At 73.2% G+C, this 12,129-nt stretch carries 11 protein-coding genes; 7 read left to right on the top strand and 4 right to left on the bottom strand.

The window, feature by feature from the left end; translation table 11 throughout:
* Position 1: 1 nt before the first annotated feature.
* Positions 2–850, bottom strand: a complete 849-nt coding sequence (locus tag ACZ45T_RS18930) for a class I SAM-dependent methyltransferase (RefSeq protein ID WP_468442616.1) — start codon at positions 848–850, stop codon at positions 2–4.
* Positions 851–1,203: 353 nt separating this feature from the next.
* Between ACZ45T_RS18930 and rpsA the strand changes: the two genes are divergently transcribed.
* The 4 genes from rpsA (at position 1,204) to ACZ45T_RS18910 (ending at position 5,005) form a co-directional block, all read left to right on the top strand.
* Positions 1,204–2,712: a 30S ribosomal protein S1 gene (rpsA, locus tag ACZ45T_RS18925; protein ID WP_362050269.1), complete on the top strand. Its 1,509-nt coding sequence runs from the start codon at positions 1,204–1,206 to the stop codon at positions 2,710–2,712.
* Positions 2,713–2,909: 197 nt separating this feature from the next.
* The gene (locus tag ACZ45T_RS18920; protein ID WP_468442614.1) at positions 2,910–3,848 is read left to right on the top strand and encodes a PAC2 family protein; all 939 of its coding nucleotides are present in this window, start codon (positions 2,910–2,912) and stop codon (positions 3,846–3,848) included.
* A gap of 74 nt (positions 3,849–3,922) precedes the next feature.
* Positions 3,923–4,531, top strand: coding sequence for a dephospho-CoA kinase (gene coaE / locus ACZ45T_RS18915; protein ID WP_468442612.1), 609 nt, complete (start codon positions 3,923–3,925; stop codon positions 4,529–4,531).
* A 66-nt stretch (positions 4,532–4,597) separates the two neighbouring features.
* On the top strand, positions 4,598–5,005 hold the full coding sequence (locus tag ACZ45T_RS18910) for a tetratricopeptide repeat protein (RefSeq protein WP_468442610.1): 408 nt from the start codon (positions 4,598–4,600) through the stop codon (positions 5,003–5,005).
* 43 nt (positions 5,006–5,048) lie between these two features.
* Here ACZ45T_RS18910 and ACZ45T_RS18905 read toward each other — a convergent pair whose 3' ends face one another.
* Both ACZ45T_RS18905 and ACZ45T_RS18900 read right to left on the bottom strand, forming a co-directional pair.
* On the bottom strand, positions 5,049–5,309 hold the full coding sequence (locus tag ACZ45T_RS18905; RefSeq protein WP_468442608.1) for a DUF6343 family protein: 261 nt from the start codon (positions 5,307–5,309) through the stop codon (positions 5,049–5,051).
* Between the two features lie 45 nt (positions 5,310–5,354).
* Positions 5,355–5,981: a hypothetical protein gene (locus ACZ45T_RS18900; RefSeq protein WP_468442607.1), complete on the bottom strand. Its 627-nt coding sequence runs from the start codon at positions 5,979–5,981 to the stop codon at positions 5,355–5,357.
* A 135-nt stretch (positions 5,982–6,116) separates the two neighbouring features.
* Here ACZ45T_RS18900 and ACZ45T_RS18895 point away from each other — a divergent pair, with 135 nt between their 5' ends.
* From ACZ45T_RS18895 to ACZ45T_RS18885, 3 genes are all read left to right on the top strand, one after another.
* Positions 6,117–7,295 (top strand): helix-turn-helix domain-containing protein, encoded by a 1,179-nt coding sequence (locus tag ACZ45T_RS18895; protein WP_468442605.1) that lies wholly within the window; start codon positions 6,117–6,119, stop codon positions 7,293–7,295.
* Positions 7,296–7,433: 138 nt separating this feature from the next.
* A complete protein-coding gene (locus ACZ45T_RS18890) occupies positions 7,434–10,268 on the top strand; it encodes a DEAD/DEAH box helicase (protein ID WP_468442603.1) in 2,835 nt (944 codons plus the stop codon).
* On the top strand, positions 10,265–11,470 hold the full coding sequence (locus ACZ45T_RS18885; RefSeq protein ID WP_468442601.1) for an SWIM zinc finger family protein: 1,206 nt from the start codon (positions 10,265–10,267) through the stop codon (positions 11,468–11,470). The genes ACZ45T_RS18890 and ACZ45T_RS18885 overlap by 4 nt, the downstream gene beginning before the upstream one ends.
* On the opposite strand, the gene ACZ45T_RS18880 is transcribed toward ACZ45T_RS18885, so the two are convergent.
* A complete protein-coding gene (locus tag ACZ45T_RS18880; protein WP_468442599.1) occupies positions 11,451–11,999 on the bottom strand; it encodes a hypothetical protein in 549 nt (182 codons plus the stop codon). The two genes, ACZ45T_RS18885 and ACZ45T_RS18880, sit on opposite strands and share 20 nt — an antisense overlap.
* Between the last annotated feature and the right edge of the window lie 130 nt (positions 12,000–12,129).

Raw genomic sequence — 12,129 nt, 5'->3', positions numbered from 1 at the left:
ATCAGTCCCTCTCGCACACGAAGATCGCCGTACCGGGGATCAGGTTGCCGCGCAGGGGGGACCAGCCGCCCCACTCCTGGCTGTTCCATTCGGGCCACTCCGGCTCGACCAGGTCGACCAGGCGGAATCCGCCCGCCACCACGTCCCGGACCCGGTCGCCGAGGGTGCGGTGGTGCTCCACGTACACGGCGCGGCCCTGCTCGTCCTGTTCCACGTACGGGGTCCGGTCGAAGTAGGAGGCGGCGACGGAGAGCCCCTCGGGGCCGGGCTCGTCCGGGAAGGCCCAGCGGATGGGGTGGGTCACCGAGAAGACCCAGCGGCCGCCGGGGCGCAGCACGCGGTGCACCTCGCGCATGACGTTGACCGGGTCGGCGACGAAGGGGACGGCCCCGTAGGCGGAGCAGGCGAGGTCGAAGGAGCCGTCGCGGAAGGGCAGCCTCCCGGCGTCGGCCTCGACCAGCGGGACGTCATCGCCGATGCGCAGGGCGTGCTGGAGCTGGCGGTGGGAGAGGTCCAGGGCCACCGGGCGGGCACCCTGGGCGGCGAGCCAGCGCGAGCACTGGGCGGCGCCGGCGCCGATCTCCAGGACGTCCTTGTTCTTGAGGGAGGCGGCGGGGCCGAGGAGGGCCGCGTCCGCCTCGTCCAGTCCCTCGGGTCCCCAGACGAAGCGGTCGTCGCCGAGGAAGGCGCCGTGCTCGCTCTGGTACTCGTCGGCGTTGCGGTCCCACCAGCCGCGGCTGGCCCGGCTGCTCTCCGCTTCCCCCGCGTCACGCCGGGTGGCCTCGGCATCCTCCACGGAGCCCGGATCGGCTTCGTACGCCGCTTCGGGTGCGTAGTCCTCTTGGTTCATGGGGCCCGTCGTCGTAGTCTGCGAATGTCTTCGGAATGTGGCAGGAGGCGTCAGGAAGGCCGTCCCGCCCACGAATTGTGCCGGATATGCGGCGATCCGCCGGGGGTGTGCGCCTTCGCGCATTGACCCTGTCCGGCTGCCCCCGTATGCTACAAGTTGCGCTGCGAGCCTGTGCTCCTCAGACCTAGCAGGCTGCGCTTGCATCTGTTGATGTCCCCTCGGTTTTCGAGGCCCCGTCGCTCTGCGCGGAAGGGGGTCTCCTTGGCTGTCCGGCTTCTTCGGCAGATGCCGATAAGGGCTCCCGGCGTAGCAGTACCTACGACTTTCTGTCCGTAACCGGAGCCCTTTCCCACATGACGAGCAGCACCGAGACCACCGCCACCACCCCGCAGGTTGCGGTCAACGACATCGGCGACGCGGACGCGTTCCTCGCGGCGATCGACGAGACGATCAAGTACTTCAACGATGGCGACATCGTCGACGGCGTCATCGTCAAGGTTGACCGGGACGAGGTTCTCCTCGACATCGGTTACAAGACCGAAGGTGTCATCCCGAGCCGCGAGCTCTCGATCAAGCACGACGTCGACCCGAACGAGGTCGTCAAGGTCGGCGACGAGATCGAGGCCCTGGTTCTCCAGAAGGAGGACAAGGAAGGCCGCCTGATCCTCTCGAAGAAGCGCGCTCAGTACGAGCGTGCCTGGGGCACCATCGAGAAGATCAAGGAAGAAGACGGCATCGTCACCGGTACCGTCATCGAGGTCGTCAAGGGTGGTCTCATCCTCGACATCGGCCTCCGCGGCTTCCTGCCGGCCTCTCTCGTCGAGATGCGTCGCGTCCGCGACCTCCAGCCCTACGTGGGCAAGGAGCTCGAGGCGAAGATCATCGAGCTGGACAAGAACCGCAACAACGTGGTCCTGTCCCGCCGCGCCTGGCTCGAGCAGACCCAGTCCGAGGTTCGCCAGACGTTCCTCACCACCCTGCAGAAGGGTCAGGTCCGCTCCGGCGTCGTCTCCTCGATCGTCAACTTCGGTGCCTTCGTGGACCTGGGTGGCGTCGACGGTCTCGTCCACGTCTCCGAGCTGTCCTGGAAGCACATCGACCACCCGTCCGAGGTTGTCGAGGTCGGCCAGGAAGTCACCGTCGAGGTCCTCGACGTCGACATGGACCGCGAGCGTGTCTCCCTGTCGCTGAAGGCGACGCAGGAAGACCCGTGGCAGCAGTTCGCCCGGACGCACCAGATCGGTCAGGTCGTCCCGGGTAAGGTCACCAAGCTGGTTCCGTTCGGTGCGTTCGTCCGCGTGGACGAGGGCATCGAGGGTCTGGTCCACATCTCCGAGCTGGCCGAGCGCCACGTGGAGATCCCGGAGCAGGTCGTCCAGGTCAACGACGAGATCTTCGTCAAGGTCATCGACATCGACCTTGAGCGTCGCCGGATCTCGCTGTCGCTGAAGCAGGCCAACGAGTCCTTCGGTGCCGACCCGGCGTCGGTCGAGTTCGACCCGACCCTGTACGGCATGGCCGCGTCTTACGACGACCAGGGCAACTACATCTACCCCGAGGGCTTCGACCCCGAGACCAACGACTGGCTCGAGGGCTTCGACAAGCAGCGCGAGGCCTGGGAGACCCAGTACGCCGAGGCGCAGCAGCGCTTCGAGCAGCACCAGGCTCAGGTCATCAAGAGCCGCGAGGCCGACGAGGCCGCTGCTGCCGAGGGCGCTGCCGCCCCGGCCGCGGGTGCCGGTGCCGGTGCGGGCATCTCGGGTGGTTCGTACTCCTCGGAGTCCGACGAGACCTCTGGCGCCCTGGCGTCGGACGAGGCCCTCGCCGCGCTCCGCGAGAAGCTGGCCGGCGGCCAGAGCTGATCGCAGCGCGCGCATCACACTCCGGTGTGAGCCGAGCTGGTTGAGTTGACGGTAAGGCCCGTCCCCTTCGGGGGGCGGGCCTTACCGCGTTCCTGGTGGCGTTCCTGATCGCGTTCCTGTGAATGCGGCCAACTGGGGAATGGTGGGGCGTCCTTGGACGTTCTTGGCAGAGAACGCGGCGAGGAGGAGTGGTGACGGTGCTTGATCCACAGGGTTTGTACGAATGGGATGCCAAGGGTCTGGCGGTGGCCGACCTGGCGGTCGCCCAGGACTCGGCCGGGCTGGTCATGCTGTACCACTTCGAGGGGTACATCGACGCGGGTGAGGCCGGCGAGCAGATCGTCGAGCGGCTCCTGGACACCCTGCCCCACCAGGTGGTCGCCCGCTTCGACGCGGACCGGCTGGTGGACTACCGGGCGCGCCGCCCGCTGCTGACCTTCCAGCGCGACCACTGGACGGAGTTCGAGGAGCCCCGGCTGGAGGTCCGGCTCGTCCAGGACGCCACCGGAGCGCCCTTCCTGCTGCTGTCCGGCCCCGAGCCGGACGTGGAGTGGGAGCGCTTCTGCGTCGCCGTCCGGCAGATCGTCGAGCGCCTCGGGGTCCGGCTCTCGGTGAACTTCCACGGCATCCCGATGGGCGTCCCGCACACCCGTCCCGTGGGCATCACCCCGCACGGCAACCGGACCGACCTCATGCCGGGGCACCGCAGCCCCTTCGACGAGGCGCAGGTGCCGGGCAGCGCGGAGTCCCTGGTGGAGTTCCGCCTGGGCCAGGCCGGGCACGACGTGCTGGGCGTCGCCGCGCACGTACCGCACTACGTCGCGCGCTCCCCGTACCCGGATGCCGCGCTGACGGTGCTGGAGGCGATCACGGCGGCGACCGGGCTGGTGCTGCCGGCCGTGGCGCACGCGCTGCGCACCGAGGCGCACCGGACCCAGACGGAGATCGACCGGCAGATCCGGGAGGGCGACGAGGAGCTGGTCAGCCTGGTGCAGGGGCTGGAGCACCAGTACGACGCGGCCGCCGGAGCGGAGACCCGGGGGAACATGATCGCGGAGCCGGCGGAGCTGCCGTCGGCGGACGAGATCGGCCGCGAGTTCGAGCGGTTCCTGGCGGAGCGCGAGGGCGAGGGCTGAGGCGAGGGCCGGGGCGCGGGCAGACCCTTCCGGGGGGCTACGGGGCCGTCAGGGGCGGGGTCTAGGCTGCGGGCATGCTGAAAGTAGGCCTGACGGGCGGAATCGGCGCCGGCAAGAGCGAGGTCTCGCGAATGCTGGCGGGGTACGGGGCGATCGTCGTCGACGCCGATCGGATCGCGCGAGAGGTCGTGGAGCCCGGCACGCCGGGCCTCGCGGCCGTCGTGGCGGCCTTCGGGGAGTCGGTGCTGACCGCCGAGGGGACGCTGGACCGGCCGAAGCTGGGGTCCATCGTGTTCGCGGACCCGGCGAAGCTCCAGACGCTCAACGCGATCGTGCACCCGCTGGTCGGGGCCCGCTCGGCCGAGCTGGAGGCCGCCGCGGGGACCGACGCGATCGTGGTGCACGACGTACCGCTGCTCACGGAGAACGGCCTGGCACCGCTCTACGACCTGGTGGTCGTGGTGGACGCGGCGCCGCGGACGCAGCTGACACGGCTGACCGCGCTGCGCGGGATGTCCGACGAGGAGGCGCGGGCCCGGATGGCCACGCAGGCCACGCGGGAGCAGCGGCTCGCGGTGGCGACCCTGGTGATCGACAACGACGGGCCGCTGGAGGCGCTGGAGCCGCAGGTGCGCAAGGTGTGGGAGGAGCTCACGGAGCGGGCGGCGGGCGGCGCTGCCTGACGTGTGCATGGAATAGCGGGTGGGGCGGACGCGTTGAACGCGCCCGTAGAGGGAAGGATCCCGACCGTGTCCGAGACCACGCGCCCCACGCCGCCGTCCAGCCCGGAAACCCACGTCATCGACTACCGGGCGGCCGAGCAGCTGCTCGCCGCACGCGACCCCCGCGGCGCGGTCAAGCTGCTCGACTCGGTCATAGCCGCCCACCCGGAGAACACGGCGGCGCGGCTGCTGCGTGCCCGGGCCTTCTTCGCGGCGGCCCAACTGCGCCCGGCGGAGCTGGAGTTCGAGCTGGTGCTGGAGCGGGAGCCGGACAACGCCTTCGCGCACTTCGCGCTGGCCCGTACGCATGAGCGCGCGGGCCGGCCCGAGCAGGCGCGCAAGCACTTCCGGCTGGCCGCGGCCCTCGACCCGCAGCCGGACTACCTGGCGGCGGCCCGCTTCGACGACCAGGCGGGATCGGGATCCGGGTCCTGATTGTGGCCCCGGCCCCGGCCCCGGCCCCGGAAGTGGTCCGGCCTCACCGGCTGCGGGGCGGTTCGTACGGAGGGACGTCCGGGCCGGGCTGGTAGTGCGGCCCCTGGTGGATGTGGCGCAGGACCATGCCCAGGTCCACGGCCACGATCACCGCCAGCACGCCACAGGCGGCCGCCCATCCGGGACGGTCCGCCAGCGAGAACGCGGCCGTCCCGGCGACGGCCCAGATCAGCCCCCAGATTCCCAGCCAGAAGCGCAGCCGCAGCGGGCTGCGCGCGGTCACCGGTTCGTTTCCGGAACGCATGGGCATCGCCTCTCAGCTCCATGGTCCCACCGGGGGCGCGGTGCGTCAGGGGTTGAGCTTGTTCACGGCCGTCGTGGTCGTCCGCTTGAAGGCGTCGACGGGAGCGTGGGACAGGTTGCCCATCTCGCCCCACGCCACGACCGTCACGGTGGAGCCGTCGCGTCCGATCCCGAAGAGGTGGACGCCGGGCTCGGACTCGGGGAGCGAGGTGTGGACCCCGTAGACGTGCGCGCCCTCCTCGACGGGGAGCGTCCCGTAGTCCTCCCAGGAGGCGGTACCGCCCGGCGCCGTCCGCAGCCAGTCGGCGGCGCAGGCCGCGACCTTGCGCTCCAGGGTGCGGGCGAGCCTGGTGGCCGCGGAGGGCGAGGAGGACCGTACGGACACCTGTACCGCGCCGGTGTCGTACTCGGTGCCGAAGCGGCGGTGCCAGCTGCCCGCCGTCGGCAGCACGCCGTCCAGGCAGAACGGCGCGAACTCGGGCAGCCCCTTGGTGACCTCGTCCGCGTACCAGGGGGAGGTGGGGTGCGGGGGCAGGTCGGCGCCGTCGAGGAAACCGGGCGCGGTGGGGGCGGCGGTGGCCGCCGTGGGGGTGAGCAGGAGGGCGGCGGCCGCGGCGAAGGCGGCGACGGTGCGTGCGGTGGTTGTGCGTGCGGTGGCGCTGCGTCGGAACATGGTCGGTTCTCCCCGTGGGTGCTGCGGTGTGTGTGACGAGCCTCTTCCCCGGGTGGGGGCCGGGGCGACGGATTGCGGCGAAGTCGGGACACCGGAACGGCTGTACGCGCTTCCACCTGGGGGAACACCCCTTGCATGGAACGGGGTCACGGGACGGACGAGGCGCGGATGTTCGCGCGGCTGATGCGGGAGCTGAAGGAGCGGGCCGGGCTGAGCTACGGGGTGCTGGCGCGCCGCCTGCACACGAGCACGTCGACGCTGCACCGCTACTGCAGCGGGGATGCGCTGCCGGTCGAGTTCGCGGTGGTGGACCGCTTCGCGCGGGCCTGCGGGGCCTCGCCGGGGGAGGCGGTGGATCTGCACCGGGCGTGGCTGCTGGCGGACGCGCGGCGGAGGGCGGGGGCGGAGCCGGCTCCGGAGCCCGCGCCGGCGCCGGCGCCGGTGGTGGTCCCTGTTCCGGCTCCGGTCGGGGCTCCGGAGCCGGTGGCCCGCAGGCCCTGGTTCCGGCGGCGAGCCGTCGCGGTGGTCGCCGCGGGGGTGGCGGCGGCCGCGGTGGCGGTTTCGGCCCTGGTGGCGGCCCGACCGGAGTCGCGTACGCCGCCGGGTGCGGCGGTGTCGCCATCGCCGTCGGCGCCCCCGTCGGCCGGGGCCTCGGCCTCGCCGTCGGTCTCGGCGCAGGCGTCGGCGCAGGCGCCGGCTCCGGTTGCGCCCCTCAGGGCGGCGGTACGGTCGCACGTGTGGGCCGCGGGCTGTGATCACGCCTACCTGGCTGAGCGCGGGCCCGCGTCGGTGCCCCCGCCGCCCGTGGAGGCGGACGCGCCCGCCTGGGCGTCGGCGCAGGGCGCCGTGCACGCCGGGACACAGATCGTGGAGGTCACCCTGCACGGCACGGGCGCGGGCGCCGTGGTCCTGGAGGATCTGGAGGTACGCGTGACCGCGCGCCGTACCCCGCCGGCCTGGAACGTCTACCAGATGTCGCAGGGCTGCGGCGGGGGACTCACCCCGGCTGCCCTCGCCGTCAATCTGGACGCGCCGCGCCCGCTGGCCCGCCCCGTCGCCGGCAACGACGCCGGGAGCACGCTGCCCGCCCCCGCGTTCCCCCTGCGCGTTTCGGCGGCCGAGCCCGTCGTCCTGCGGGTGGAGGCGGCCACCACGGGCTGCGACTGCGACTGGACCCTCGACCTGCGGTGGACCGGGCCGTCCGGCTCCGGCACCCTGCGCATCGATGACGACGGCCGACCGCTGCGCACCAGCGCCACGACGGGCCGACCCGTCTACGGCTACGCGATGGAACTGGGTCGCTGGGGCCGCTGATCCGCAGGTCAGGGGCGTTGTCAGTGGCCGCGCCTAGACTCGTCGGCAGAAGAGATCCGCAGAAGAGATCGGCGAGATCCGACGAGATCCGACGAGACCCGCGGAGAACACGGGCACCGACGGGGGGAGGGGGACACCGTGACACAGCAGCCGCAGGCACCGGCACCGGCACTGCTGCGCCATGCCGCCGTCTTCCTGCCCGCCGCCGTCCCCCGCGAGGGGCGGATCGCCTTCTGGGCGCCCGACGGGGACACCCTGCCCGAGGCGGGTACCCCGGGGCCGCTCACGGTCGTGCGCCCGCACGGCGACGGGGTCCGCAGCCGGACCGTGCCCGCCGTGACCTTCTCCGTCGCCTCCGCCCTGCCCCTGCTCGCGCAGGCCCCCCGCAGCCCCGCCGCGCACCCCGCGACCCGCGCCTGGGGCACCGCCGCCACCCAGGCGCTCACCCTGGCCGCCCGCGGCCGGCTGCTTCCGGGGCTCACCCCCGAGGGCGTCGACGCGTGGCGCGCCGGACCGCTCGACGCCGCCGACGTCGACCATCTGCGGGCGATCGCCGCCGCGCTGCCGTCCGAGGGGTACGCGACCCCCCTCGCCGGCCGCCGGCCGCTCCAGCTGCCCGAACCGGAGGCGCTGGTCCGCGCGTTCCTCGACGCCGTCGCCGACAGCCTGCCCCGCACCCCGGCCGCGGCCGTGGCCGCCGGGCGGCCGTTCGCCGCGCGGGAGGCGCAGCGGGTGCCGGGGATACGGGACTGGGCCGCGCAGGTCGCGGCCGGAGCCGATACCGGCGTCGGGATCTCGCTCCGGCTCGACCTGTCCTCCTTCCGCCTCTTCGACGAGGCCGAGGGGGACGACACGAAGCGCGCCGGAGCCGCCGTCGTCCAGGTGCACAGCCTTGCCGATCCGACCCTGGTCACCGATGCCGGGCAGTTGTGGGCGGGCCGGGCCGCGGCCGGGTTCGGTCCCCGCGCCCGGATCGACGCAGTGCTCGCGCTGCGCCGGGCCGCGCGGGTCTGGCCGCCCCTGCTGCGCCTGCTGGACCAGCCCGTGCCCGATGCCCTCGCGCTGTCCGATCCCGAGCTGGAGGACCTGCTGGGGGTGGCCGCGAGCCGACTGGCGGCCGCCGGGGTCCTGGTCCACTGGCCGCGCGAGCTGGCCCGTACGTTGTCGGCGACCGCTGTCGTACGGTCCACCGCGCCCGGTTCCGCGACCGACGGGACCGCCTTCTTCGACGCCGAGCACCTCTTCGCCTTCTCCTGGGAGCTGGCGCTGGGCGGCGACCGGCTCACCCCGGGGGAGATGGACGCGCTGGCGCAGGCCCACCGGCCCGTCGTGCGGCTGCGGGACCAGTGGGTGCGGGTCGACCCGGAGCTGGTGCGCAAGGCGCGCAAGCGGGAGCTCGGCCTGCTCGACCCGGTGGACGCGCTGGCCACCGTACTGTCGGGGACGGCCGAGGTCGACGGCGAGCCGGTCGAGGCGGTGCCCGTGGGGGCGCTGGCGGCCCTGCGGGAGCGGCTGACGGGGGAGTTGGCCCCGCTGGCGCAGCCCGCCGCCCTCAAGGCCACCCTGCGCGACTACCAGGCGCGCGGCCTGGCCTGGCTGGACCTGATGACCTCGCTCGGTCTCGGCGGCTGCCTGGCCGACGACATGGGCCTGGGCAAGACCGTCACCCTCATCGCGCTTCATCTGCACCGGGACCGCCGCGAGCCGACGCTCGTGGTGTGTCCGGCCTCGCTGCTGGGCAACTGGCAGCGGGAGATCGAGAAGTTCGCGCCCGGTACGCCGGTGCGCCGCTTCCACGGCGGCGGCCGCAGCATCGAGGACCTGACCTCCTGCGAGGGCGGTTTCGTCCTCACCACCTACGGGACGATGCGGGCCAGCGCCGCCCTGCTCGCCGAACAGAGCTGGGGCATGGTCGTCGCCGATGAGGCGCAGCACGTCAAGAACCCGCACTCGGCGACCGCGAGGGCGCTGCGCACGGTTCCGGCGCCGGCCCGGGTGGCGCTGACCGGTACCCCGGTGGAGAACAACCTGTCCGAGCTGTGGGCGCTGCTCGACTGGACCACGCCGGGGCTGCTGGGTCCGCTCACCGCGTTCCGGGCCCGTCACGCCCGTCCGGTGGAGCACCAGCAGGAGGAGGACGGCGGCAACGAGGCGGCGGTCGCCCGGCTGTCCGCGCTCGTACGGCCGTTCCTGCTGCGCCGCAAGAAGTCCGACCCCGGCATCGCGCCCGAGCTGCCGCCGAAGACGGAGACCGACCATCCCGTCTCCCTCACCCGGGAACAGGCCTCGCTCTACCAGGCCGCGGTGGACGAGGCGATGGCCGTGATCGAGTCCAGCGAGGGCATGGAGCGGCGCGGCATGATCATGAAGTTGCTGGCCTCGCTCAAGCAGATCTGCAACCACCCGGCGCAGTATTTGAAGGAGGAACAGCCCCGGATCCCGCACCGCTCGGGGAAGCTGGCCCTGCTCGACGAGTTGCTGGACACGATCCTGGCCGAGGGCGGATCGGTGCTGGTCTTCACCCAGTACGTGACGATGGCCCGCCTCATCGAACGGCACCTGTCGGCCAGGGGGGTCTCCCACCAGCTGCTGCACGGCGGGACCCCGGTGCCGCGGCGCGAGGAGCTCGTGGACCGGTTCCAGGCGGGCGAGGTGCCCGTCTTCCTGCTGTCGCTGAAGGCGGCGGGCACCGGGCTGAACCTCACCCGGGCCGGCCATGTCATCCACTTCGACCGCTGGTGGAACCCCGCGGTCGAGGAGCAGGCCACCGACCGCGCATACAGGATCGGCCAGACCCAGCCCGTCCAGGTCCACCGGATCATCGCCGAGGGCACCGTGGAGGACCGGATCGCCGAGATGCTGGAGGCCAAGCGGGCCCTGGCCGATGCCGTGCTCGGCTCCGGCGAGTCGGCGCTCACCGAACTGACCGACCGCGAGCTGGCCGACCTCGTCTCGCTGCGGAGGCCCGCATGATCACCGCGCGGGACGACCGCCGCCGCACCTTCGAGACCGTGCCCGCCGGGGCCGCGGCGGTGAGCTGGTGGGGCCGGGCCTGGGTGTCGGCGCTGGAGGAGGTCTCCCGCGACGCGGCCCGGCTGGCCCGGGGCCGTGCGTATGCCGAGGAAGGGCACGTCGACGCGGTGACCGTCACCCCGGGCCGGATCGTGGCGTACGTGCGGGGCAGCAGGCCCCGCCCCTACCGCACCGAGCTGACCCTGCCCGCGTTCGCGGACGCGGAGTGGAACGAACTCCTGGAGGAGGTCGCGGCCGATCCCGCGGCCCTCGCCACCCTGCTGGAGCGGGAGGTTCCGCAGTCGCTCGCGGAGACCGTCCTGCCCGGTGCGGGCGAGCTCGTCCCGCACTGCTCCTGCCCGGACTTCGGGCGTCCGCCGTGCAAGCACGCGGCGGCCCTCTGCTACCGGGCGGCGCGCCTCCTCGACGAGGACCCCTTCGTCCTGCTGCTCCTGCGCGGCCGGGGTGAGCGGGAGCTCCTCGACGAGCTCACCCGCCGCAACGCCGCCCACGCCGCGCGCGAACAGCCCGACACGGCGCCGGACTTCCCCGGCGTCCCGGCCCGGGCGGCGCTCGCCCGCACCGGCGTGCCGCCGCTGCCCGCGCCGCTCGCCGCGCCCGCTGCCGCGGGGCTGCCGCCCGCCTACCCGTCCGACCCGGCGGCCCCGGACCCGCTGGCCCTCGACCAGCTGGCCTCGGACGCGGCCGCTCGCGCCCTCGCCCTCCTCACCACCGGCGAGGACCCGATCGCCGGCCTCAGCCTGTGGCAGGACGCCGTCCGGCTGGCCTCCGCGCACCCCACGGCAGGCCTCACGGGCGCGGCCCGCACCCTCTACCGGGACCTGGCCCGCGCCACCGGCCGCAGCACCACCGACCTCGCCCGGGCCGCGGCGGCCTGGCGTCAGGGCGGCCGCGCCGCCCTCGCCGCCCTGGAGGAGCCCTGGGACCCTCCGGCCGGCCCCTTCGACCGGGCCCGCCCGGCGCTCCTGGCCGCTTCCCAGGCTTCCTTCCGTCCCGACCGCAACCGCCTCACGGCCCACACCCGCCAGCTCCGCCTCGGCCGCGACACCCTCTGGTACGCCTACGAGTCCCGCCCGGACGATGACGACTGGTGGCCCACGGGCCGCCCCTCGCCGGACCCGGTCACCGCTCTGCTGCGCTGAGCCCGGCCGCCCAGCGGTTCAGGGTGGTGAAATCGCGGTCGCGCAGGCCGTGGCGGGGGTGGACGTGCAGGAGGAGGGCCGGGGCCGGGTGGTGGGCCGCGACCCAGGCGCGGTCGCGCGGGGTGATCATGTCGTCGACCCAGGCGAAGGGGCGACCGGCCGCCCAGTCGACGAGGTGGCGGGTCTTCCAGGAGAGGTCGGCGGGGTCCTGGACGAAGAGTTCCGGCCATTCGACGACAGGAAGATCACCGGGTAGTCCGATGTGCGGGGAGATCATCGTGTTGGCCTGGTGGGTCCAGGCGGTGGCCCAGGTGAGTTCGAACGGCAGGGCGAGCAGCCGGGCGCCGTGGGAGGGGTGGAGCCGGACCCGCGCGCCGCGCCGGGTGCTGCGGGAGTCGGGGTCGCGGTACGAGAGCCAGACGTCCGGGTGCATCCGGTGGCTCGTGTATCCGCGCAGACCGGCGAAGAGGGACCGGAACGGGTTGAGGGGGCCGTCCACGTCGAGAAGGAGGAGCGGGCGATCAGTCATGAAGTAGGCAGTACCCGGTACACGATGGAGTGAAATGCCTACCGGCTCTATAACCCGAATGGGTTTACGGCGTTGTTCCCCGTGCGGGACAACACCCGTGAACTCCTCCGGAAGGCAGGGAAACTGATGC

This window comes from Streptomyces sp. NPDC030995 (assembly GCF_055571215.1).
The sequence above is the reverse complement of the archived record's forward strand: the minus strand, read 5'-3'. Positions and strand labels throughout refer to the sequence as shown.